The sequence below is a fragment of the Pseudomonas sp. DTU12.3 genome (assembly GCF_004124275.1).
Taxonomy (GTDB): Bacteria; Pseudomonadota; Gammaproteobacteria; order Pseudomonadales; family Pseudomonadaceae; genus Aquipseudomonas; species Aquipseudomonas helmanticensis.
The window spans coordinates 2,257,828-2,281,230 of the sequence record NZ_CP027218.1 but is presented as its reverse complement, the minus strand read 5'-3'; the positions used below and the strand labels follow the sequence as shown (position 1 = coordinate 2,281,230).

General features: G+C 59.6%; 18 protein-coding genes. 7 read left to right on the top strand and 11 right to left on the bottom strand.

Translation table 11 applies throughout. The features are described 5' to 3' along the window. Positions 1-11: 11 nt before the first annotated feature. From rraA to ppsA, 3 genes are all read right to left on the bottom strand, one after another. Positions 12-503 (bottom strand): ribonuclease E activity regulator RraA, encoded by a 492-nt coding sequence (rraA, locus tag C2E19_RS10570; protein WP_129391426.1) that lies wholly within the window; start codon positions 501-503, stop codon positions 12-14. 226 nt (positions 504-729) lie between these two features. Then, positions 730-1,719, bottom strand: coding sequence for an alpha/beta fold hydrolase (locus C2E19_RS10565; protein ID WP_129391423.1), 990 nt, complete (start codon positions 1,717-1,719; stop codon positions 730-732). A gap of 188 nt (positions 1,720-1,907) precedes the next feature. After that, entirely contained in the window at positions 1,908-4,283 is a 2,376-nt protein-coding gene (ppsA, locus tag C2E19_RS10560; RefSeq protein ID WP_129391420.1) for a phosphoenolpyruvate synthase, read from the bottom strand. A gap of 174 nt (positions 4,284-4,457) precedes the next feature. On the opposite strand from ppsA, the gene C2E19_RS10555 reads away from it, so the two are divergent. Then, positions 4,458-5,276 (top strand): pyruvate, water dikinase regulatory protein, encoded by an 819-nt coding sequence (locus C2E19_RS10555; RefSeq protein WP_129391417.1) that lies wholly within the window; start codon positions 4,458-4,460, stop codon positions 5,274-5,276. Between the two features lie 113 nt (positions 5,277-5,389). Here the strand turns inward: C2E19_RS10555 and C2E19_RS10550 are convergent, their stop codons facing one another. Then, positions 5,390-6,799: a PLP-dependent aminotransferase family protein gene (locus C2E19_RS10550; RefSeq protein WP_129391414.1), complete on the bottom strand. Its 1,410-nt coding sequence runs from the start codon at positions 6,797-6,799 to the stop codon at positions 5,390-5,392. Between the two features lie 91 nt (positions 6,800-6,890). Here C2E19_RS10550 and C2E19_RS10545 point away from each other — a divergent pair, with 91 nt between their 5' ends. Then, positions 6,891-7,829 (top strand): DMT family transporter, encoded by a 939-nt coding sequence (locus tag C2E19_RS10545; protein ID WP_129391411.1) that lies wholly within the window; start codon positions 6,891-6,893, stop codon positions 7,827-7,829. A gap of 97 nt (positions 7,830-7,926) precedes the next feature. Here C2E19_RS10545 and prpD read toward each other — a convergent pair whose 3' ends face one another. From prpD to C2E19_RS10500, 6 genes are all read right to left on the bottom strand, one after another. Next, a complete protein-coding gene (gene prpD, locus C2E19_RS10535; protein ID WP_129391408.1) occupies positions 7,927-9,411 on the bottom strand; it encodes a 2-methylcitrate dehydratase in 1,485 nt (494 codons plus the stop codon). Positions 9,412-9,598: 187 nt separating this feature from the next. After that, complete coding sequence (gene prpF, locus C2E19_RS10530; protein ID WP_129391405.1) at positions 9,599-10,801, bottom strand: 2-methylaconitate cis-trans isomerase PrpF; 1,203 nt, start codon at positions 10,799-10,801, stop codon at positions 9,599-9,601. 54 nt (positions 10,802-10,855) lie between these two features. Then, positions 10,856-13,450 (bottom strand): Fe/S-dependent 2-methylisocitrate dehydratase AcnD, encoded by a 2,595-nt coding sequence (gene acnD / locus C2E19_RS10525; RefSeq protein ID WP_129391402.1) that lies wholly within the window; start codon positions 13,448-13,450, stop codon positions 10,856-10,858. A 206-nt stretch (positions 13,451-13,656) separates the two neighbouring features. Next, a complete protein-coding gene (gene prpC / locus C2E19_RS10515) occupies positions 13,657-14,784 on the bottom strand; it encodes a 2-methylcitrate synthase (RefSeq protein ID WP_129391399.1) in 1,128 nt (375 codons plus the stop codon). A gap of 136 nt (positions 14,785-14,920) precedes the next feature. Continuing rightward, positions 14,921-15,814, bottom strand: coding sequence for a methylisocitrate lyase (gene prpB / locus C2E19_RS10505; RefSeq protein ID WP_103303868.1), 894 nt, complete (start codon positions 15,812-15,814; stop codon positions 14,921-14,923). Beyond that, positions 15,811-16,533 (bottom strand): GntR family transcriptional regulator, encoded by a 723-nt coding sequence (locus C2E19_RS10500; protein WP_174823969.1) that lies wholly within the window; start codon positions 16,531-16,533, stop codon positions 15,811-15,813. Before C2E19_RS10500 ends, prpB begins: the two co-directional genes overlap by 4 nt. Before the next feature lie 406 nt (positions 16,534-16,939). Between C2E19_RS10500 and C2E19_RS10495 the strand changes: the two genes are divergently transcribed. From C2E19_RS10495 to pabB, 4 genes are all read left to right on the top strand, one after another. After that, a complete protein-coding gene (locus tag C2E19_RS10495) occupies positions 16,940-17,476 on the top strand; it encodes an ATP-dependent zinc protease (RefSeq protein WP_008081000.1) in 537 nt (178 codons plus the stop codon). Between the two features lie 5 nt (positions 17,477-17,481). Further along, entirely contained in the window at positions 17,482-19,017 is a 1,536-nt protein-coding gene (locus C2E19_RS10490; protein ID WP_129391393.1) for an inactive transglutaminase family protein, read from the top strand. After that, positions 19,017-20,003: an alpha-L-glutamate ligase-like protein gene (locus C2E19_RS10485; protein WP_129391389.1), complete on the top strand. Its 987-nt coding sequence runs from the start codon at positions 19,017-19,019 to the stop codon at positions 20,001-20,003. The genes C2E19_RS10490 and C2E19_RS10485 overlap by 1 nt, the downstream gene beginning before the upstream one ends. 213 nt (positions 20,004-20,216) lie before the next feature. Continuing rightward, positions 20,217-21,560: an aminodeoxychorismate synthase component I gene (gene pabB / locus C2E19_RS10480; protein ID WP_129391386.1), complete on the top strand. Its 1,344-nt coding sequence runs from the start codon at positions 20,217-20,219 to the stop codon at positions 21,558-21,560. 97 nt (positions 21,561-21,657) lie between these two features. On the opposite strand, the gene thrH is transcribed toward pabB, so the two are convergent. Continuing rightward, entirely contained in the window at positions 21,658-22,275 is a 618-nt protein-coding gene (gene thrH / locus C2E19_RS10475; RefSeq protein ID WP_095047760.1) for a bifunctional phosphoserine phosphatase/homoserine phosphotransferase ThrH, read from the bottom strand. Positions 22,276-22,438: 163 nt separating this feature from the next. On the opposite strand from thrH, the gene C2E19_RS10470 reads away from it, so the two are divergent. Next, positions 22,439-23,179 (top strand): phosphoadenylyl-sulfate reductase, encoded by a 741-nt coding sequence (locus tag C2E19_RS10470; protein WP_129391383.1) that lies wholly within the window; start codon positions 22,439-22,441, stop codon positions 23,177-23,179. The last annotated feature ends 224 nt before the right edge of the window (positions 23,180-23,403 follow it).

The window sequence follows — 23,403 nt, the reverse complement described above, 5'->3', positions numbered from 1 at the left end:
TTGTCGAAATCTTATTCAGGCATTTTCAGCGGACTCGGCGAGATGATCACGCCGTTGTTGTCCGCATAAATGTATTGGCCCGGGTGGAACGTCACGCCGGCAAACGTTACCGGGACGTTAAGGTCGCCGATGCCGCGCTTGTCGGTTTTCATCGGGTGGCTGGCCAATGCCTGCACGCCCAGATCGGTCTGCGCGATAACGTCGACGTCACGGATGCAGCCGTAGATCACCAGCCCTTCCCAGCCATTTTTGGCGGCCTTCTCGGCGAGCATGTCACCCAGCAATGCACGGCGCAGTGAACCGCCGCCATCGACCACCAGCACCTTGCCATTGCCCTTGAGATCGACTTGTTCCTTGACCAGCGAGTTGTCTTCGAAACATTTGATGGTCACGATTTCGCCGCCGAAGGAATCACGGCCGCCGAAATTGCTGAACATCGGTTCCAGCACCTGCACCAGCTCCGGATAGGCGTCGCACAGGTCAGGCGTGAGGTAATGGTTCATCGAAAAACTCCTGTAACAAGGAAGACGATCAAGGATGACGCACTCTTTTGAGACGAGTTCCGGTGGTCGCTGTTTACCTTAGTTCATGCAATGGTCGCTGAACCAACCTGAACAAACGCTGAAACGTAATCGCTAAACAGCCACCCAATATGACCAGAACCAAACAATCCGTCATATCTTAGCCGCAAGCCGACTCGAACGAAATGGCCTTTTCCGAGCCTTCAGCTCAGACCGCCGCAGCCAGATCCGGCTTCTCGCCGCGCAATGGCGACGTTTGATCGCTCAGCCAGCGCGCCACCAACGGCCAGACTTCAGCTTGCGCCGCTTTGCTCACCAACATCTCGACATGGCCGAAATTATCGTGGAAGCCCTGCTCTCGCCCCAGATTGATGAATTGCTTGTGCTCGGAACCAACCTGCTCGAACAGCTTGCGACACGCCCACGTCGGATCCTGATGATCGCCCGCCGCACTCACCGCCAGCACCGGCACCTGAACGTTGGCCAGCCCTGCCCACCAATCCTTGTCCTTATCGCCAAAACGCCCGAACAAGCCGTACCAGCGCATGCTTTCGATGGCCAGGCCGATCGGCTCGTCCTCAGGGCCGCGCTTGAGACGCGAACCGGACAATTGCGCAAAGCGCTTGAGAATAAAGCGCCCGCTCCACTCCAGCGGCGGGATTTTCAGCGGCCAGTAAGTGCGGCTGACCTGCGTACCGAAAAACGCCGCCGAGGCTACGGCGGGCTCGCCAAGGTATTCGCCACCCAGCGCCGCCGCCAGCGTGATGCCACCCAGCGAATGACCGATCCAGTGTGGCACTTGCCCGCTCTGCTCACGCACGAACGCGGCAATCGCCGGCAGATCGTAGCGCGCGTAGTCCGCGACACGGTTGCGCCGGTATTCCTCGTTGCGTTGCGACAAGCCGTGGCCACGCATCTCCGGAATCCACACGTCGAAGCCCAGTCGCGTCAGGTACGCGCCCAATCCCAGGCCTTTGGGAGAAAACCAGAAGCGTCGATTGGAAAAACTGCCGTGCAACAGAATCACCGGCACACCGCGTGGCGCCGAGTCATCGGCCATGCCCAGACGGGTGACGGCGATCTCCACGGACCAGTCAGGGCTGTTGCCGGGTTTCAAACGATAGACGTCTTCGCTCAGATCGCCGCGCCGTTCGGCGCTGATCAGGGCGACAGGAAATAGGTTGCTGCTGCTTTGCATAATGCTCTTGCACAAAAAAGGGCGGCATCCGAAGGCGCTCGCCCTGTTTGAATCACCTAAGGAACCGAATCGTGTGGGAGCGAGCCTGCTCGCGAAAGCGGTGTATCTGCCAACATTCATATCGAATGTTAATCCGATTTCGCGAGCAGGCTCGCTCCCACAGGGGATGCGGGCCGTTCACATATTGATTAAGCCTGCGCTTGGCCTTCGGCAAGGAAGAACCAGGTTTCCAGCACGGAGTCCGGGTTCAGCGACACGCTTTCGATGCCCTGCTCCATCAGCCACTTGGCCAGATCCGGGTGATCCGAAGGACCCTGACCGCAGATACCGATGTACTTGCCAGCCTTGTTGCACGCGGCAATCGCGTTGGCCAACAGCTTCTTGACCGCCGGATTACGCTCGTCGAACAGGTGCGCGATGATACCGGAGTCGCGGTCCAGGCCCAGGGTCAGCTGAGTCAGGTCGTTGGAACCGATCGAGAAACCGTCGAAGAATTCGAGGAATTCTTCAGCAAGGATCGCGTTGGACGGCAGTTCGCACATCATGATGATGCGCAGACCGTTTTCGCCGCGCTTCAAGCCGTTTTCGGCGAGCAGATCGATGACCTGGCTGGCTTCGCCCAAGGTACGCACGAACGGCACCATGATTTCGACGTTGGTCAGGCCCATCTCGTTGCGTACACGCTTCAGCGCGCGGCATTCGAGTTCGAAGCAGTCACGGAACGATTCGCTGATGTAACGCGAAGCGCCACGGAAACCCAGCATCGGGTTTTCTTCTTCCGGCTCGTAGAGCTTGCCGCCGATCAGGTTGGCGTATTCGTTGGACTTGAAGTCCGACAGACGCACGATGACTTTTTTCGGCGTGAACGCTGCAGCGAGGGTGCTGATGCCTTCCACCAGTTTGTCGACATAGAAACCGACCGGATCGTCGTAACCGGCGATGCGCTTGTCGACGCTGTCCTTGATTTCCTGTGGCAGACCGTCGTAGTTCAACAGCGCTTTCGGGTGCACCCCGATCATGCGGTTGATGATGAATTCCAGACGGGCCAGGCCGACACCGGCGTTCGGCAGTTGCGCGAAGTCGAAGGCGCGGTCCGGGTTGCCGACGTTCATCATGATCTTGAACGGCAGCTCCGGCATGGCGTCGACGGAGTTCTTCTTGATGTCGAAGCCCAGCTCGCCTTCGAAGATGTAACCAGTATCGCCTTCGGCGCAGCTCACGGTCACACCCTGGCCATCCTTGAGCAGTTGGGTGGCGTTGCCGCAACCGACCACTGCCGGAATGCCCAGCTCACGCGCGATGATCGCCGCGTGGCAGGTACGCCCGCCACGGTTGGTGACGATGGCGCTGGCGCGTTTCATCACCGGTTCCCAGTCCGGGTCGGTCATGTCGGAAACCAGTACGTCGCCCGGCTGGACTTTGTCCATCTCGGAGACGTCCTTGATGATCCGCACTTTGCCGGCGCCGATGCGCTGGCCAATCGCGCGACCTTCAACCAGCACGGTGCCGGTTTCTTTCAACAGGTAACGTTCCATGACGTTGGCCTGGGTGCGGCTTTTCACGGTTTCCGGACGGGCCTGCACGATGTACAGCTTGCCGTCGTCACCGTCCTTGGCCCACTCGATGTCCATCGGGCACTGATAGTGCTTCTCGATGATCATCGCTTGCTTGGCCAGCTCGCTGACTTCAGCGTCGGACAGGCAGAAACGTGCACGCTCAGCCTTGTCGACATCGACAGTCTTGACCGAACGACCGGCCTTGGCCTCGTCGCCGTAGATCATCTTGATGGCTTTGCTGCCAAGGTTGCGACGCAGGATCGCCGGACGACCGGCCTCCAGCGTGCCCTTGTGCACGTAGAACTCATCCGGGTTCACCGCGCCCTGGACGACGGTTTCGCCCAGGCCGTAGGCACCGGTGATGAACACCACGTCACGGAAGCCGGATTCGGTATCGAGGGTGAACATCACGCCGGCGGTGCCGGTTTCCGAACGCACCATGCGCTGCACGCCAGCCGACAGGGCGACCAGTTTGTGGTCGAAGCCCTGGTGCACGCGGTAGGAAATCGCACGGTCGTTGAACAGCGACGCGAACACCTCTTTGGCGGCGCGGATAACGTTTTCCACACCACGGATGTTCAGGAAGGTTTCCTGCTGACCGGCGAACGAAGCGTCCGGCAAGTCTTCGGCGGTGGCGGAAGAACGCACGGCCACGGCCACATCAGGGTTGCCGGCCGACAGCGCGGCGAACGCGGTGCGGATCTCGGCATTGAGTTTTTCAGGGAATTCGGCGTCCATGATCCATTGACGGATCTGCGCGCCGGTCTTGGCCAGGGCGTTGACGTCGTCGACGTCGAGCGCGTCGAGGGCCGCGTGGATCTGGTCGTTGAGGCCACTCAGTTCGAGGAAATCACGATAAGCCTGAGCCGTCGTGGCGAAGCCGCCGGGGACCGAAACACCGGCGCCTGCCAGGTTACTGATCATCTCGCCCAGGGATGCGTTCTTGCCCCCCACATGCTCAACATCGTGTTTGCCGAGCTTATCGAGGGAAACTACGTACTCTACCAAGGTGATCTCTCCACTAACTGTGTTGGAAAAGCTCAGAAACCGGCTGCTCGGGGGAGCGTTGGCCGGTTGTATGGCCTGGACCTGGAAAATAAGTGAGAATGCGGGCCAGTCGCGGCCGACAAATCGCGCCTATCATATCCAAGATTGATGACTAGCTTAAGGCCCAAGGTGCAAATGAAACGATCTGCTTTCTTCATCTCCGATGGCACCGGCATCACTGCCGAAACCCTGGGTCAAAGCCTTCTGGCGCAGTTCGAAAACATTACCTTCAGCAAATTCACGCGACCGTACATCGACAGCGTTGAAAAAGCGCGGGCCATGGTACAACAAATCAACAAAGCCGCTGAAACCGACGGCTTTCGTCCGATCATCTTCGACACCATCGTCAATCAGGACATCCGTGAGATTCTCGCAACGTCCAATGGTTTCATGATCGACATTTTCTCGACCTTCCTCGCCCCGCTGGAGCAGGAACTGACCGAGCATTCTTCCTACACCGTCGGCAAATCCCATTCCATCGGGCACAACTCCAATTACATGGAGCGCATCGAGGCGGTGAACTTCGCCCTCGACAACGATGACGGCGCGCGCACGCACTATTACGACAAAGCCGACCTGATACTAGTGGGCGTGTCGCGTTGCGGTAAGACACCGACGTGCCTGTACATGGCCATGCAGTTCGGCATCCGCGCGGCCAACTATCCGCTGACCGAAGACGACATGGAGCGCCTGACCCTGCCAGCCGCCCTGCGCGCGCATCAGCACAAGCTGTTCGGCCTGACCATCGACCCGGATCGCCTCACCGCAATCCGCAACGAGCGCAAGCCCAACAGCCGCTATTCGAGTTATGCGCAGTGCGAATTTGAAGTGCGCGAAGTGGAGAACCTGTTCCGCCGCGAGAACATTCCGCACATCAATTCGACGCATTTTTCGGTGGAAGAGATTTCGGCGAAGATTTTGGTGGAGAAAGGCGTCGAACGGCGCTTCAAGTAGATTTGTGGGGGCTGGGCTGACGCCTTCGCGAGCAGGCTCGCTCCCACAGGGGAATGCATTCCAACTGAAAGAATGCGGTCCACTGTGGGAGCGAGCCTGCTCGCGAAGAAAGATTACACGGTCTCGGTTAATGCCCTGGTCAACGCTTCGAACCCGCCGAGCAACAAACGGTCATCCCCCACCGCATTACACACACTCACCCGAATGAACTGCGGCACCGCGCCATGCCCGACCGCAAATGATTCGGCAGTCGCCACCAGATAATTGTTCTCCTTCAACTCCGCCGCAATCTGCGACGCCCGCCACAACTCAGGCACTTCTAACCAGAAATGCGGGCTGTAGGTGTGAGTCTTGTAATTCAGGCCCTTGAGCACCGGCGCGACCAACGCTTTACGCCGGCCGATCTCGTTGATCTGTTCATCCAGCAAATGCTCGGCCATGCCGTTTTCGATCCACAGGCTCGCCACTTCCATCGATAACGGATTGGCCATCCAGCAGGTGCTGCGAATGGCTGAACTGATCCGCCCGATCAACGCTTGCGGTGCATGCAGATAACCCACGCGCAGCCCCGCTGAAACAGCCTTGCTCAAACTGCCGATCAGTATCGAACGCTCCGGAGCGAAATGGCTCAGGGGGGACGGGCGCTGGCGATCCAGTACCGCATGGGCTTCGTCCTCGATGATCAGCAGATTGTGCTGGCGGCAGATCTCGGCAATCGCCTCGCGCCGGGTGATCGACATGACAGCGGCCGTAGGATTCTGGATGGTCGGCGTGCAATACAGCGCCGATACGCGATGCTGACGGCAAATGTCTTCCAGCGCTGACGGCAACAGTCCTTCGTCGTCCATCGCAGCACCGATAAGTTTTATCCCGAGCTGGCGTGCGACGCTGATCAATCCCGGGTAGGACAAATGCTCGGTGACAACGCTGTCGCCGGCCTTGAGCAGCCCCATCAGCGCGCAGAGCAAACCATGCTGACCGCCGTTGACGCACAGCACCTGATCGGCGTGCGGCACGAAGTCGCCATGGCTGAGCCAGACCGCCCCCGCCACCCGATGCCGCGCCATGCCGCCCTCGGCGGTGTACCCGGTCAATTGGCGCAACACGCCCGGCTCATTGGCGAGATCCTGCAGGCTCTGGCTCAGGAAGGTGGTTTCCTGCCCCGGAATCGGCTGATTCCGACTCATGTCGAAGCAGGTTGGCGGCTCATCGCTGACGTTGCGAAAGCCTTTGTCCTGCGCCCGCTCCATCCCACGCTGGGACACATAAGTGCCATCGCCGACGCGAGCGACGACCAGGCCGACACGTTCCAGCTCACCGTATGCACGACTGATGGTGCCAATGGTCACGCTCAGGCTGTCGGCCAACAGCCGGTGCGGCGGCAATTTGCAGCCAACCTCGATCACGCCTTCATCAATCGCCTGCGCGACGCCGTCGGCGAGGCGCTTGTACTTCACACCGACGCCGTTGACGAGGCCGTCACGGAGGATTGACACCATGGCAATACTTACTTTGACAGTCATTGTCACCCCGAATAGCGTGCTGAAAACAGGTTCAATCAGCAATAAACCTTTTCATTGATCAGGTCAATTCCACCGTTCGGAGCATGCCGCCATGTCGACCGCCATCAGCACCCCCATCAACATCAGCAAACCCTGGCTCGCCGGATTGCTCACCAGCGCGCTGTTCCTGATCGTCTGCCTGAGTTGGGGTACGACGTGGCTGGGGATCAAGATTGCTGTTGAAAGCGTGCCGCCACTGACCGCCGCCGGCCTGCGCTTTCTGATCGCGTTTCCGCTGTTCCTCAGCTTCGCCCTTTTGCGCAAGGAACCGCTGCTGTTTCCGCGCCAAAGCCGCTGGTTTTTTGTCTTCGTCACGCTGAGCTACTTCAGTCTGCCGTATTACCTGCTCAACTACGGCGAGATGCACGTGTCGTCCGGCCTGACGGCGCTGCTGTTCAGTTGCATGCCGGTGTTTATCCTGCTGTTTTCCGCGCTGTTTCTGCGCGAGAAAATCTATCCGTCGCAAATGCTCGGCATCGCCATCGGTTTCGGCAGTCTGTTCATGATCATCCGCAGCCAGGGCCTGCATCTGGATCAGGCGGAATGGCTGGGCGTACTGGCGATTCTGTGTGCGGCGGTGATGCATGCGCTGTGCTACGTGGTGACGAAAAAACACGGCAGCGCGATCAGCGTAATCACTTACAACACGTTGCCCATCGGCATTGCCGGGGCGATGTTATTTATTGTCGGCTTGAGTGTTGAGGCGCCGGTGTTTAGCGACGTGACCACACGTTCGTGGGGAGCCCTGCTCTACCTGGGACTGGTGGCGTCGGTGGGCGGATTCATCGTTTATTTTTTGCTGCTGAAACGCCTGAGCCCGATCATTCTGTCGTTCGTGTTTATCATTTTCCCGGTGTTCGCCGTGATCATCGGCGCCTGGTATGAAGGGCAAGCATTGTCGCGGGAATTGATGATCTATTCGGCGATCCTGTTGAGCGGGTTTGCCATCACCAAATTGCCCATCGAAAAATGGCGGACACGGTCCGTGTAGGAGCTGCCGAAGGCTGCGATCTTTTGATCTGGATTGTAAAAAACAAGATCAAAAGATCGCAGCCTGCGGCAGCTCCTACATGGGCGTGGTTGTAACTTCAGAGGGCGAACAGGTCGACGAAGCGGTTGACCGGGGTGGACTCGAGTCGGGTTTGATCCTTGCACAGTGTGAAAATTTCGCCACTGCGCTGCCCGGTAAAACGCGTCGTGAGATTGGCTTTGAACTTGTCCTCCAGCAATGGAATGCCCTCGGCACGGCGACGGCGGTGACCAATCGGGTATTCCACCACAACGTTTTCGGTGCTGCTGCCATCCTTGAAAAACACCTGCACGGCGTTGGCAATCGAGCGCTTGTCGGGCTCGAGGTATTCGCGGGTGAAACGCGGTTCTTCGACGATGACCATTTTTTCGCGCAGCACATCGATGATCGGATGCGCCTTGTGGAAATCGTCTTCGTATTGCTCGGCGACCAGATTGCCGAACGCCAATGGCACCGCAGTCATGTACTGGATGCAATGATCGCGGTCGGCGGCGTTGGCCAGCGGCCCGACTTTGGAAATGATGCGGATCGCCGATTCGTGGGTGGTGATGACGATCCGGTCAATTTCGTGCAGGCGATTGCGCACTTGTGGGTGCAACGTCACCGCTGCTTCGCAGGCGGTTTGCGCATGGAACTCCGCGGGGAAGCTGATCTTGAACAGGACGTTTTCCATCACGTAACTGCCGAATTCGCGCGAGAAAGTGAACGCACGTTTGTCCTGCGGTTTCAGCGCCAGATCGTTGTTGGTGTGGCTGAACAGCACGTCATAAAAGCCCCACTGTTTTGCCGTCAGCACCCCGGGAATGCCCATCTCGCCGCGCAGGGCGATATCAGCCAGGCGCACGCCACGACTCGACGCATCCCCGGCCGCCCAGGATTTGCGCGAACCGGCATTCGGTGCATGACGGTAAGTGCGCAACGCCTGCCCGTCAGCAAACGCATGGGACAACGCCGACAGCAGTTGCTCGCGATTGGCGCCCATCAGTTTCGCGGTGACCGCCGTTGAGGCGACTTTCACCAGAATGACGTGATCGAGTCCTACGCGGTTGAAGGAGTTTTCCAGGGCGATGACACCCTGAATCTCGTGCGCCATGATCATCGCTTCGAGTACATCGCGAACCGTCAGCGGTGCTTCAGCGTTGGCCACGCGTTTCTGCGACAAATGATCGGCCACCGCGAGAATTCCGCCGAGGTTGTCGGAGGGATGGCCCCATTCGGCGGCGAGCCAGGTGTCGTTGTAGTCGAGCCAGCGGACGATGCAGCCGATGTCCCACGCGGCTTTGACCGGGTCGAGGCGATAGGACGTGCCGGGAACTCGTGCGCCAAACGGCACAACGGTGCCTTCAACGAGAGGTCCAAGGTGTTTGGTGCATTCGGGAAAACGCAGGGCCAGCAGGCCGCAGCCTAAAGTGTCCATCAGGCAGTTGCGGGCGGTGTCGAGGGCTTCGGCAGATGCGGTTTTGAAGGTCAGGACGTAGTCGGCGATGTCCTGCAGGACAGGGTCGTAGTCGGGGCGGTTGTTCAGGTCGACGTTGGCGCTCATGTTCGATTCACTCTTGAAGTGGTTCGTTGATGGGACCTCGGTTCAGGGCTAACGATTTCTTGTTGTTGAAATGCAATCCACTGTGGGAGCGGGCTTGCTCGCGAAGGCGGAGTGTCATTATTGGAGATGTCGACTGACACTCCGCCTTCGCGAGCAAGCCCGCTCCCACATTGGGTTCTGTGTTGGGTCAGAAGGAATCGCCGGGGACGCGTACATAGCCTTCCATCAGCACCCGAGCACTGCGGCTCATAATGGCTTTTTTGACGATCCACTCGCCGTTTTCCAGGCTGGCTTCAGCGCCGACGCGCAACGTTCCGGACGGATGCCCGAAGCGCACGGCATTGCGTTCAACGCCACCTGCCGCGAGGTTCACCAACGTGCCGGAAATGGCTGCCGCCGTACCAATCGCCACAGCCGCCGTGCCCATCATTGCGTGGTGCAACTTGCCCATCGACAACGCACGCACCAGCAAATCCACATCCCCGGCAGCAATCGCTTTGCCACTGGACGCCACGTAATCCGCAGGCTTGGCAACGAACGCAACTTTCGGCGTGTGCTGCCGTTTCGCCGCTTCATCCAGATTGGCAATCAGGCCCATGCGCAGCGCGCCATAAGCACGAATGGTCTCAAACATCTGCAACGCTTGCGGATCGCTGTTGATCGCGCCTTGCAGCTCGGTGCCGGTGTAACCGATGTCTGCGGCGTTGACGAAAATCGTCGGGATGCCGGCGTTGATCATCGTCGCTTTGAACGTGCCGACACCCGGCACTTCCAGCTCATCGATCAGGTTGCCGGTAGGAAACATTGAGCCACCGCCGCCCTCTTCTTCCGCCGCCGGGTCCATGAATTCAACCTGCACTTCGGCGGCCGGAAAGGTCACGCCGTCGAGTTCGAAATCACCGGTCTCCTGCACTTCGCCATTGGTGATCGGCACATGGGCGATGATGGTTTTGCCGATGTTGGATTGCCACACGCGCACCACCGCCACACCGTTGTGCGGAATGCGGCTGGCATCGACCAGGCCGTTGCTGATGGCGAACGAACCGACCGCTGCCGAAAGGTTGCCGCAGTTGCCGCTCCAGTCGACGAAAGGCTTGTCGATGGATACCTGGCCAAACAGGTAATCGACGTCGTGATCAGCCTTGATGCTTTTCGACAGGATCACGGTTTTGCTGGTGCTCGAAGTCGCGCCGCCCATGCCGTCGATCTGCTTGTCGTACGGGTCGGGGCTGCCGATCACGCGCAGCAAAAAAGCGTCGCGAACCGGGCCGGGAATCTGCGCCGCTTCGGGCAAATCCTTGAGGCTGAAAAACACGCCTTTGCTGGTGCCGCCGCGCATGTAGGTAGCGGGGATTTTGATCTGCGGTGCGAAAGTAGCTGCGTGAGCCATGGTGCTCCTTATCCACAGGCGTGAGACCGAAATCTCACGCCTGCATCAGTAGATTTAAACGGCAACCGCCGACTCTTCGAGGAAGTCCTGGGCGAAGCGTTGCAACACGCCGCCGGCCTCGTAGATCGACACTTCTTCAGCGGTATCCAGACGGCAGGTCACCGGCACATCAACGCGCTCACCGTTCTGGCGATGGATCACCAGCGTCAGGTCCGCACGCGGTTTGCGCTCGCCGATCACGTCGTAGGTTTCGCTGCCGTCGATGGCCAGCGTGTGCCGGTCGGTGCCCGGCTTGAACTCCAGCGGCAACACGCCCATGCCCACCAGGTTGGTGCGGTGAATGCGCTCGAAACCTTCAGCTGCAATCGCTTCGACACCGGCCAGACGCACGCCTTTCGCCGCCCAGTCACGGGACGAACCCTGACCGTAATCGGCGCCGGCGATGATGATCAGCGGCTGCTTGCGCTCCATGTAGGTTTCGATGGCTTCCCACATGCGCATGACCTTGCCTTCCGGCTCGACGCGCGCCAGCGAACCCTGTTTGACCTTGCCGTTTTCCACGACCATTTCGTTGAACAGTTTCGGGTTGGCGAAGGTTGCGCGCTGGGCGGTCAAGTGGTCGCCACGGTGCGTTGCGTAAGAGTTGAAGTCCTCTTCCGGCAGGCCCATTTTCGCCAGGTATTCGCCAGCGGCGCTGTCGAGCATGATCGCGTTGGATGGCGACAGGTGATCGGTGGTGATGTTGTCCGGCAGCACCGCCAGCGGGCGCATACCCTTCAACGGACGCGCGCCGGCCAGTGCGCCTTCCCAGTACGGCGGACGGCGAATGTAGGTGCTCATCTCGCGCCAGTCGTACAGCGGCGTGACTTTCGGGCCGGTGTCTTCGTGGACGGCGAACATCGGAATGTAGACCTGGCGGAATTGCTCAGGCTTGACCGAAGATTTCACCACAGCGTCGATTTCTTCGTCGCTCGGCCAGATGTCCTTCAGGCGGATTTCCTTGCCGTCGACCACGCCCAACACGTCCTTCTCGATGTCGAAACGGATGGTCCCGGCGATGGCGTAAGCGACCACCAGTGGCGGCGAAGCGAGGAACGCTTGCTTGGCGTACGGGTGGATGCGGCCGTCGAAGTTGCGGTTACCGGAAAGCACGGCGGTGGCGTACAGATCGCGGTCAATGATTTCTTGCTGGATCACTGGATCGAGCGCGCCGGACATGCCGTTGCAGGTGGTGCAGGCAAAGGCGACGACGCCGAAACCGAGCTGTTCCAGCTCAGTGGTCAGCCCCGCTTCGTCGAGGTACAGCGCGACGGTTTTCGAACCCGGCGCCAGCGAGGATTTCACCCACGGCTTGCGGGTCAGGCCAAGCCTGTTAGCGTTGCGCGCGATCAGGCCGGCGGCGATCACGTTGCGCGGGTTGCTGGTGTTGGTGCAACTGGTGATGGCGGCGATGATCACGGCACCGTCAGGCATTTGCCCGGGGATTTCTTCCCACTGACCGGAGATGCCTTTGGCCGCCAGATCCGAGGTCGCGACGCGGGCGTGCGGGTTGCTCGGGCCGGCCATGTTGCGCACCACCGAGGACAGATCGAAGCTCAAACCACGCTCGTATTGCGCGCCTGTCAGGCTGTCGGCCCACAGGCCGGTGAGCTTGGCGTATTGCTCGACCAACTGCACTTGCTGGTCTTCACGACCGGTGAGTTTCAGGTAATCGATGGTCTGCTGGTCGATGTAGAACATCGCCGCCGTGGCGCCGTATTCCGGGGCCATGTTGGAGATGGTTGCGCGGTCGCCGAGGGTCAGCGCCGCGGCGCCTTCGCCGAAGAACTCCAGCCATGCGCCGACGACTTTCTGTTTGCGCAGGTATTCGGTCAGCGCCAGCACCATGTCGGTGGCAGTGATGCCCGGTTGCAGCTTGCCGGTCAATTCGACGCCGACGCTTTCTGGCAGGCGCATCCACGAGGCGCGGCCGAGCATCACGCTCTCGGCTTCGAGGCCGCCGACACCAATGGCGATCACGCCCAAGGCGTCGACGTGCGGGGTGTGGCTGTCGGTGCCGACGCAGGTGTCGGGGAACGCCACGCCCTCACGAACCTGAATCACCGGAGACATTTTCTCCAGGTTGATCTGGTGCATGATGCCGTTGCCTGGCGGGATCACATCAACGTTCTTGAAGGCTTTTTTGGTCCAGTTGATGAAGTGAAAACGGTCTTCGTTGCGACGGTCTTCGATGGCGCGGTTTTTCTCGAACGCCTGTTTGTCGAAGCCGCCCGCTTCCACCGCTAGCGAATGGTCGACGATCAATTGCGTCGGCACCACCGGGTTGACTTGCGCCGGGTCACCGCCCTGCAACGCGATCGCGTCGCGCAGGCCAGCGAGGTCGACCAGCGCGGTCTGGCCGAGAATGTCGTGGCAGACCACACGCGCCGGGAACCACGGGAAATCGAGGTCGCGTTTGCGCTCGATCAGTTGCTTGAGGGAATCGGTGAGCGTGGCCGGGTCGCAGCGACGCACGAGGTTTTCCGCCAGCACGCGGGAGGTGTACGGCAGGGTGTCGTAACTGCCGGGCTGAATCGCCTCGACAGCCGCACGGGCGTCGAAATAATCCAAAGGGCTGCCGGGCAGGGTTTTGCGGAATTCTGTGTTCATCGGGTCAGGACTCGGGTCACGGTAGTTGCAAAGGGTGGGCGCAACACCGGTATTGAATTCAACTCGGTCAACTGTGGGAGGGGGCTTGCTCCCGAATGCGGAGTGTCATTCAACGAATGTGTCGACTGATACACCGCTTTCGCGAGCAAGCCCGCTCCCACATGGGTTTCCGGTTTATCCAGTTACCTGTGTGGCAGCGTCACCATTCAGCGACGTTCGATTGGCACGAACTTGCGCTGTTCGACGCCGATGTATTCGGCGCTTGGGCGGATGATGCGGTTGTTGGCGCGCTGTTCGAACACGTGCGCAGCCCAGCCGGTCAGGCGCGAGCAAACGAAGATCGGCGTGAACAGCTTGGTCGGGATACCCATGAAGTGGTACGCCGAGGCATGGTAGAAATCGGCGTTCGGGAACAATTTCTTCTGCTCCCACATGGTCTTGTCGATGGCTTCCGAGACCGGAAACAGCACCTTGTCACCGACTTCGTCAGCGAGCTTTTTCGCCCAGCCCTTGATCACTTCGTTGCGCGGATCACTGTCCTTATAGATCGCGTGGCCGAAGCCCATGATCTTGTCCTTGCGCTCGAGCATGCCGAGGGTGCCTTTGATCGCCTCTTCCGGCGACGAGAAGCGTTCGATCATTTCCATCGCCGCTTCGTTGGCGCCGCCGTGCAACGGGCCGCGCAGCGAACCGATGGCGGCGGTTACGCAGGAATACAGATCGGACAGGGTCGATGCGCAAACGCGAGCGGTGAAAGTCGAGGCGTTGAATTCGTGCTCGGCGTAAAGGATCAGCGAGACGTTCATCACTTTCACGTGCAGTTCGCTCGGCTTCTTGTCGTGCAACAAGTGCAGGAAGTGGCCGCCGATGGTCGGCTCGTCGCTGACGCAATTGATGCGTTTGCCGTCGTGGCTGAAGCGATACCAGTAGCACATGATCGCCGGGAATGCGGCGAGCAAGCGGTCAGTCTTGTCGCGCTGTTCGGAGAAGTCTTTCTCCGGCTCGATATTGCCAAGGAACGAGCAACCGGTGCGCATCACGTCCATCGGGTGGGCGTCGGCGGGGATGCGTTCGAGCACTTCTTTCAGCGCTGGCGGCAGGTCGCGCAGCTTGCTCAGCTTGCCTTGGTATTCGTCGAGTTGCGCTTTGGTCGGCAGCTCGCCATAAAGCAGCAGGTACGCGACTTCTTCAAATTGTGCATCGGCTGCCAGTTCGCGCACGTCGTAGCCGCGATAGGTCAGCCCGGCACCGGCCTGGCCCACGGTGGACAGTGCGGTTTGCCCGGCAACCTGGCCACGGAGCCCGGCGCCACTGAGTACTTTTGCTTCGGCCATTGTTGTCTCCATTTTCTTGAATTTGTAGGGGAAACGTGTGGGAGCGGGCTTGCTCGCGAAAGCGCTGGATCAGTCGACATCAATGTTGGATGTCAGTCCGTCTTCGCGAGCAAGCCCGCTCCCACAGGGGTCTTGTTCAGCCTTTCTTTTGTGCAAACAACGCATCGAGCTTCTGCTCGAACGTGTGGTAATCGATGCGATCGTAAAGCTCCATGCGAGTCTGCATGGTGTCGATGACATTCTGCTGCGTGCCGTCGCGGCGGATCGCGGTGTAAACGTTTTCGGCAGCCTTGTTCATCGCGCGGAACGCCGACAGCGGATACAGCACCAGCGACACGTCGGCGCCAGCCAGTTGCTCGGTGGTGTACAGCGGCGTCGAACCGAACTCGGTGATGTTGGCCAGAATCGGAGCTTTCACGCGGTTGGCGAACAGTTTGTACATCTCCAGCTCAGTGATGGCTTCCGGGAAAATCATGTCAGCGCCAGCCTCGATGCACGCTGCTGCGCGATCGAGTGCCGATTCCAGACCTTCCACCGCCAGCGCATCGGTACGCGCCATGATCACGAAGCTGTCGTCGGTACGCGCGTCGACGGCGGCTTTGATACGGTCGACCATTTCCTGCTGGCTGACGATCTCTTTATTCGGACGGTGGCCGCAGCGTTTGGCGCCGACCTGATCCTCGATGTGAATCGCCGCCGCGCCGAACTTGATCATCGACTTGACCGTGCGCGCCACGTTGAACGCCGACGAACCGAAACCGGTGTCGACGTCGACCAGCAACGGCAGATCGCAAACGTCAGTGATACGGCGTACGTCAGTCAGCACGTCATCCAGACCGGTGATGCCCAGATCCGGCACGCCGAGCGAGCCTGCGGCCACCCCGCCACCGGACAGGTAGATCGCCTTGAAACCGGCGCGCTTGGCCAACAGCGCGTGGTTGGCGTTGATCGCGCCAACCACTTGCAATGGATGCTCGCTGGCGACCGCATCGCGGAAACGCTGGCCTGGAGTGCTGTGCTTGGAACTCATGACTCACCTCGTTCAGTGGCTGTCTTATTGTGGGCGCCGTCCTGGTAATGACGGGCGATGTTGCGTTTCGAGGCGCCGATGTGGCGGCGCATCAACAATTCCGCGAGCTCGCCGTCACGGTCGGCGATGGCATCGAGAATCCGGTGGTGTTCGGCGAAGGCCTGGCGGGGGCGATTCGGCGTGGTGGAAAACTGGATGCGGTACATGCGCACCAGTTGATACAGCTCGCCGCAGAGCATCTGGGTCAGCGTGCGGTTGCCGCTGCCCTGGATGATCCGGTAATGAAAGTCGAAATCGCCTTCCTGCTGGTAGTAGCCGACGCCGGCCTGAAACGCGGCATCGCGTTCGTGGGTTTCCAGCACGCGGCGCAGTTCGTCGATTTCGTCGACGCTCATGCGCTCGGCCGCCAGACGGCAGGCCATGCCTTCGAGGGATTCGCGGATTTCGTAGAGTTCGATCAGCTCGGCATGATTGAGCGACACCACCCGCGCGCCGACGTGCGGAACGCGCACCAGCAGGCGCTGGCCTTCGAGTCGGTGAATCGCCTCACGCAGCGGCCCGCGACTGATGCCGTAGGTGCGCGCCAGTTCCGGCTCGGAGATCTTGCTGCCCGGGGCGATCTCGCCTTTGACGATGGCCGCCTGAATACGCCGGAAGACGTTTTCCGAGAGCGTCTCGGAATCGTCGCCGCTGATGACCGGGGGATCGAGTTGATCCAGCATGATTGTCGACACCTTTAAATCCAATGCGGCAAAAACTAGCTAATTCAGCCGAATCAGTCAAAGGATAAATGGGTATTGTCGACAATCGTCTAATAACCGTAGGCAATCTTCCATTGGTCGATTAACCCCTGTGGGAGCGAGCCTGCTCGCGAAAGCGTAGTGTCAGTCAGCATCTGCTTGGGATGACGCACCGCCTTCGCGAGCAGGCTCGCTCCCACAGGGAATCCCAAGGGTTGTAGACCTGTGCCGGCGCTGGCGCCATAAAACCACCGTGCTAGAATGCCGCCCGCATTTGCTGGCCATTTGTACGGCTTGTCATAAAAAGCTGATAGGCACACGAAGGGCCTTGCGCAAGTTTTGCCAAGGACCTGAACCGACAACGGAACGCTGCGCACCAGGATTTATGAGACTCAAGCCTTTTCCCACATTCTTTGCCCTGTTTTGCCTGCCCGGCCTCGCCGCCGCGGGGGAAAAAACCGTGTACGGCCTCAACGAATACGCTTCGCTTGACGGCATCAATCTCGAAGTCGCGGCCAAACTCGACACCGGCGCGAAAACCGCCTCGCTAAGTGCCCGCGACATCAAACGCTTCAAACGCAACGGTGAGTCCTGGGTACGTTTCTACCTGGCCATCGACGCCGCACATTCGCACCCGATCGAACGGCCGCTGGCCCGCGTTAGCAAGATCAAGCGCCGCGCCGGCGATTACGACCCGGAAGAAGGCAAGAAGTACACCGCCCGTCCGGTGATCGAGCTGGATATCTGCATGGGTACCGCGCTGCGCAGCATCGAAGTGAACCTGACCGACCGAAGTGCGTTCCAATACCCGCTTTTGATTGGCTCCGAGGCGCTGAAACGCTTCGACGCGCTGGTCGATCCCAGTCTTAAATACGCTGCCGGCAAACCCGCCTGCACCATCGCCGCTCATACCGCCGAGTAATTTCCATGCGTTCTCTAACCTTCCACCTGAAAATCCTGATCACCATTCTGGTGTTGCTGGGCGTTTCGGTTACGGCTTATCAGATTTTCGTGCTCGGCATCCCGGTGACCGAAGATGCGACCGACGACTTGTGGAACATCGACGCCAAAGTCGAGTTCGTCGCCAGCACCAAGGATCCGGTGAAGATCCAGATGTTCGTGCCGCCGTTGAGCCGCGATTACGTCAGCCTCAACGAGAGCTTCATCTCGAATAACTACGGCGTCGCCGTGAACCGCGTCGACGGCAACCGCAAGGTCACCTGGTCGGCCCGTCGCGCCAAGGGCAACCAGACCCTTTATTACCGTCTGGTGCTGACCAAGCGCTACACCGCAGAAAAAACCAAGATCAAAGGCCCGACCTTCCGCGACAGCATCGCCATCGAAGGCCCGGAGAAAATCGCCGCAGAAGCCCTGCTCGCGCCGATTCGCCAACACTCGGCCGACGTCGAAACCTTCATCGGCGAAGCGATCAAACGCGTCAACAACCTCAACGATGACAACGTCAAACTGCTGCTGGCTGGCGACCCGTCGACCGCGCACAAAGCCAAAATAGTCGAATTGCTCCTGTCCATCGCCCACGTTCCGGTAGAGAAAGTCCACACCATTCGCCTCGTCGCCGATCAGCCGCAAACGCCTGAACTGTGGCTGCGCAGCTTCAACGGCAACGACTGGCTGTACTTCAACCCGGAAACCGGCGAGCAAGGCCTGCCGACCGACCGCCTGCTGTGGTGGACCGGCGATGAAAACCTGATCACCGTCGACGGCGGCAAAAAAGCCAACGTGACCTTCAGCCTGAACAACAGCGAGATGAACGCGATTCGTCTGGCCAAGCTGACCGACGAGAACACCGACGCCAACTTCCTAGAATATTCGCTGTACGGCCTGCCGCTGCAGACCCAGCAGACCTTCATGATCATGGTGATGATTCCGATCGGCGTGCTGGTGATCCTGATCCTGCGCAATCTGATCGGCCTGCAGACCCTCGGCACGTTCACGCCGGTACTGATCGCCCTCGCCTTCCGTGAAACGCAATTGGGCTTCGGCATTCTGCTGTTTACCGTGATTACGGCGCTGGGGCTGTCATTACGTTCCTATCTGGAACACCTGAAGCTGCAAATGCTGCCGCGACTCTCGGTGGTGCTGACCTTTGTCGTGGTGTTGATCGCGGCGATCAGCCTGTTCAGCCATAAACTCGGTCTGGAGCGCGGCTTGTCCGTGGCGCTGTTCCCGATGGTGATTCTGACCATGACCATCGAACGCCTGTCGATTACCTGGGAAGAACGCGGCGCCAGCCATGCGATGAAAGTCGCGATCGGCACGCTGTTCGCAGCGTCCCTGGCACACCTGATCATGACCGTGCCGGAGCTGGTGTACTTCGTGTTCACTTTCCCGGCGATCCTGCTGATCCTGGTCGGCTTCATGCTGGCGATGGGTCGCTATCGCGGTTACCGCCTGACCGAACTGGTGCGTTTCAAGGCTTTCCTGAAGAAGGCTGACGCCTGATGTTCGGTTTCTGGAAGACCTGGAAGGCGCTGGAGGCGCGGGGCATCATGGGCATCAATCGGCGTAACGCCGACTACGTGCTCAAGTACAACAAGCGCAGCCTGTACCCGATCGTCGATGACAAGATCATCACCAAGGAACGCGCCATCGAGGCCGGCATTCACGTGCCGGAGCTGTATGGCGTGATCTCCACCGAGAAGGAAATCGACAAGCTCGGCGAGATCATCGGCGGGCGCAGCGACTTCGTGATCAAACCGGCACAGGGCGCTGGCGGTGACGGCATCATCGTCGTCGCCGACCGCTTCGAAGGCCGCTATCGCACGGTGTCGGGCAAGATCATTGACCACGAAGAGCTTGAGCATCACATCTCGAGCATCCTCACCGGCTTGTACTCGCTGGGCGGCCACCGTGACCGCGCGCTGATCGAATACCGGGTGACTCCGGATCAGATCTTCAAAAGCATCAGTTATGAAGGCGTGCCGGACATCCGCATCATCGTGTTGATGGGTTACCCGGTAATGGCCATGCTGCGTTTGCCGACCCGGCAATCCGGCGGCAAGGCCAACCTGCACCAGGGCGCCATCGGCGTCGGTGTCGATCTGGCCACGGGTCTGACGTTGCGCGGCACCTGGCTGAACAACATCATCACCAAACACCCCGACACCACCAACGCGGTGGATGGCGTGCAACTGCCCTACTGGGACGGTTTCATGAAACTCGCTGCGGGCTGCTATGAGCTGTGCGGGTTGGGTTATATCGGCGTGGACATGGTGCTCGATCAAGAGAAAGGCCCGCTGATTCTCGAGCTGAATGCGCGGCCGGGGCTGAATATCCAGATCGCCAACGACTGTGGGCTGACGTTGCGTACCCATGCCGTCGAGGCGCGGCTGGAAGAGCTGAAGGCGCGTGGGGTGACGGAGACGGCTGAAGAACGCGTGGCGTTTACTCAGGAAATGTTTGGGCATATTCCTGCCGTCGAGGGCTGATCCGAAACCGAGTCGCTGCCTTCGCGAGCAGGCTCGCTCCCACAGGAAAATGCATTCCAATGTGGGAGCGAGCCTGCTCGCGAAAGCGCAGTTCCGGTCACCGCTGGATTCAACGCTGCCTCCAATCTGCCAATCCCCGACATCCCCTCTAGGAGCAAATCGCCCGGAGGACTACAATCCCCACCCCGCCTCGATGGCCGATCTGCCCCGCCCATGTTGACCTGTTCCGTACACCCGCTGCCCTACCGCGCCAATCCCGCCGACTACTTCGCGGCCGTCCGCAACGCCCCCGGCGCCGTGCTGCTCGACAGCGGCCGGCCGAGTGCAGACCGTGGCCGTTATGACCTGCTCAGCGCCTGGCCGCTGACACAACTGGCAGTGTTGCCGGACGAGAGCGGCAGTCATTTCCTGCAACGATTGCGCGACAATCTGAGTCGCCTCGGCGAGGCTGATTTGCCAGCGGGTTTCGAGCTGCCATTCGCTGGCGGCTTGATCGGCTACCTGAGCTACGACTTCGGTCGGCATCTGGAAAACCTGCCCAGCCAGGCCCGCGATGATTTGCAATTGCCGGATGCTCGATTTGGCCTTTACGACTGGGCGCTGATCAGCGATCACCAGACGTCGACCAGCCAACTGGTCTTTCACCCGTCCGTGAACGACAGCGAACAACAACGGCTGATCGCATTGTTCGCCCAGCCCGCTGCCGATGCGCTGACACCGTTCAAACTGCATACGCCGATGGCCGCCGACCTCTCGGCCGACGATTACCGTCAGGCATTCGAACGCATTCAGCATTACATTCAGGCCGGCGATTGTTATCAGGTCAACTTTGCCCAGCGCTTTCGCGCGGCGTGCCAGGGCGATCCGTGGCTGGCTTACTGCAAGTTGCGCGAAGCTTGCCCGACACCGTTCTCCGGCTTCCAGAGCCTGCCCGATGGCGGCGCGGTGTTGAGCCTGTCGCCCGAACGCTTCGTCAAAGTCAGCCAGCGTCAGGTCGAAACCCGGCCGATAAAAGGCACCCGCCCGCGCGGCCTGACCCCGGCCGAAGATGCGGCCAACGCCGCCGAACTGCTGGCCAGCCCCAAGGATCGTGCGGAAAACCTGATGATCGTTGATCTGCTACGCAACGACCTCGGGCGCACCTGCCGTATCGGTTCGGTGCGGGTGCCGGAGCTGTTCAGCCTGGAAAGTTATCCGAACGTGCATCACCTGGTCAGCAGCGTGACCGGTGAATTGGCGGCTGACCGCGACGCGCTGGATTTGATTGCTGGCAGCTTCCCTGGTGGCTCGATCACCGGCGCGCCGAAGATTCGCGCGATGCAGATCATCGATGAGCTGGAGCCGACCCGACGCGGTCTGTATTGCGGCTCGTTGCTGTACCTGGATGTGCGCGGCGAGATGGACAGCTCCATCGCGATTCGCAGCCTGTTGGTCAAGGATGGGCAGGTGTGCTGCTGGGGTGGTGGCGGGATTGTCGCGGATTCGGACTGGCAGGCTGAGTATCAGGAGTCGATCACTAAAGTCAGAATCCTCCTGGAAACCTTGCAGAACCTATGAGACTCCCCCTGTAGGAGCTGCCGATGGCTGCGATCTTTTGATCTTGAAAAACCAGATCAAAAGATCGCAGCCATCGGCAGCTCCTACAGGGTATTCATTACAAACTCAATTCTCTGTTAGAGGCTTTGAGGAATTCCTGCTTCAACTCGGCAAAGGTGTGTACGGCCGGAAATTGCGGGAATTCGCGAATCACATTCTCCGGCGCATGAAACAGAATCCCTGCATCTGCTTCACCCAGCATCGTCGTATCGTTATACGAATCCCCCGCCGCAATCACCCGGTAATACAGACTCTTGAACGCCAGCACCGACTGGCGCTTGGGATCTTTCTGGCGCAGCTGATAGCTGGTCACCCGCCCGGTTTCGTCAGTAATCAGCCGATGGCACAGCAAGGTCGGAAAGCCCAACTGACGCATCAGCGGCTGCGAGAACTCATAGAACGTATCCGACAGAATCACCACCTGAAAGCGCTCGCGCAGCCAGTTGACGAATTCCACCGCGCCGTCCAGCGGCTTCAGCGTGGCGATCACTTCCTGAATGTCCGAGAGCTTCAAGCCGTGCTCATCGAGGATGCGCAGACGCTGCTTCATCAGCACGTCGTAATCGGGAATGTCCCGGGTGGTGGCCTTGAGGGATTCGATTCCGGTTTTTTCGGCGAAAGCGATCCAGATTTCCGGCACCAACACCCCTTCAAGATCCAGGCAAGCAATTTCCACAAGACACTCCCGTTTGTATTGATTATTTGAGTCGAGCGAGGCCGAACTCTAGCGACTCAATCCCGGCGGCGCAACGCACAGGACGCCCCGAGCGTGGCAGCTTTTTGTTACCATCGGCCCATATAGAGCGCCCAGCGCCACCGACCTGTAGGAAGCCGCCCTGATGAGTGCAACGTTCGACGTCGTGGAACTCGCCACGACCTATGCCAACAAATCCGCGCAAGACATTCTCAAACTCGCGTTTGCCGAGTTCGGCGATGACTTGTGGATATCTTTCAGCGGCGCCGAGGATGTGGTGCTGGTGGACATGGCCTGGAAGCTCAACAAGAACGTCAAGGTATTCAGCCTCGACACCGGCCGCCTGCACCCGGAGACCTACCGTTTCATCGATCAGGTGCGCGAGCACTACAAGATCGACATCGAGCTGGTATCGCCGGACTACACGAAGCTGGAACCGTTCGTGAAGGAAAAAGGCCTGTTCAGTTTCTACAAGGACGGCCACGGCGAATGCTGCGGCATCCGCAAGATCGAACCACTGCGCCGCAAATTGTCCGGCGTCAAAGCCTGGGCCACCGGCCAGCGCCGCGACCAGAGCCCGGGCACCCGCAGTGCCGTGGCGGCGATGGAAATCGATACCGCGTTCTCCACGCCGGAGCGCACCCTGTACAAGTTCAACCCGTTGGCGCAGATGACCAGCGAAGAGATCTGGGGTTACATCCGCATGCTTGAGCTGCCCTATAACAGCCTGCATGAGCGCGGTTTCATCAGCATCGGTTGCGAACCGTGCACCCGCCCTGTCCTGCCGAACCAGCACGAGCGTGAAGGCCGTTGGTGGTGGGAAGAAGCGACGCAGAAAGAATGCGGGTTACATGCCGGGAATATCATCAGCAAATCCAACAGCTAAAAGATCGCAGCCTGCGGCAGCTCCTACAGGTGATCGCATTGCCATGTAGGAGCTGCCGCAGGCTGCGATCTTTTGATCTTGAAAAATGTGTACACACGACTGTCACCATCGGTGCCATTTATGTGTGCACTTTTTTGTTTCCGCGCCCTGAAAAGTTACATCCCGCCTGAAAAACCCTCGCTCCCACCCGTCATCAAAATCCTTCGCGAAAAATAAATACCTGT

What these genes read in the sequence shown, in the direction of transcription:
- rraA (WP_129391426.1), bottom strand. Translation starts at nt 503, where the DNA reads ATGAACCATTACCTCACGCCTGACCTGTGCGACGCCTATCCGGAGCTG.
- C2E19_RS10565 (WP_129391423.1), bottom strand. Translation starts at nt 1,719, where the DNA reads ATGCAAAGCAGCAGCAACCTATTTCCTGTCGCCCTGATCAGCGCCGAA.
- C2E19_RS10555 (WP_129391417.1), top strand. Translation starts at nt 4,458, where the DNA reads ATGAAACGATCTGCTTTCTTCATCTCCGATGGCACCGGCATCACTGCC.
- C2E19_RS10550 (WP_129391414.1), bottom strand. Translation starts at nt 6,799, where the DNA reads ATGACTGTCAAAGTAAGTATTGCCATGGTGTCAATCCTCCGTGACGGC.
- C2E19_RS10545 (WP_129391411.1), top strand. Translation starts at nt 6,891, where the DNA reads ATGTCGACCGCCATCAGCACCCCCATCAACATCAGCAAACCCTGGCTC.
- prpD (WP_129391408.1), bottom strand. Translation starts at nt 9,411, where the DNA reads ATGAGCGCCAACGTCGACCTGAACAACCGCCCCGACTACGACCCTGTC.
- prpF (WP_129391405.1), bottom strand. Translation starts at nt 10,801, where the DNA reads ATGGCTCACGCAGCTACTTTCGCACCGCAGATCAAAATCCCCGCTACC.
- acnD (WP_129391402.1), bottom strand. Translation starts at nt 13,450, where the DNA reads ATGAACACAGAATTCCGCAAAACCCTGCCCGGCAGCCCTTTGGATTAT.
- prpC (WP_129391399.1), bottom strand. Translation starts at nt 14,784, where the DNA reads ATGGCCGAAGCAAAAGTACTCAGTGGCGCCGGGCTCCGTGGCCAGGTT.
- prpB (WP_103303868.1), bottom strand. Translation starts at nt 15,814, where the DNA reads ATGAGTTCCAAGCACAGCACTCCAGGCCAGCGTTTCCGCGATGCGGTC.
- C2E19_RS10495 (WP_008081000.1), top strand. Translation starts at nt 16,940, where the DNA reads ATGAGACTCAAGCCTTTTCCCACATTCTTTGCCCTGTTTTGCCTGCCC.
- C2E19_RS10490 (WP_129391393.1), top strand. Translation starts at nt 17,482, where the DNA reads ATGCGTTCTCTAACCTTCCACCTGAAAATCCTGATCACCATTCTGGTG.
- C2E19_RS10485 (WP_129391389.1), top strand. Translation starts at nt 19,017, where the DNA reads ATGTTCGGTTTCTGGAAGACCTGGAAGGCGCTGGAGGCGCGGGGCATC.
- pabB (WP_129391386.1), top strand. Translation starts at nt 20,217, where the DNA reads ATGTTGACCTGTTCCGTACACCCGCTGCCCTACCGCGCCAATCCCGCC.
- C2E19_RS10470 (WP_129391383.1), top strand. Translation starts at nt 22,439, where the DNA reads ATGAGTGCAACGTTCGACGTCGTGGAACTCGCCACGACCTATGCCAAC.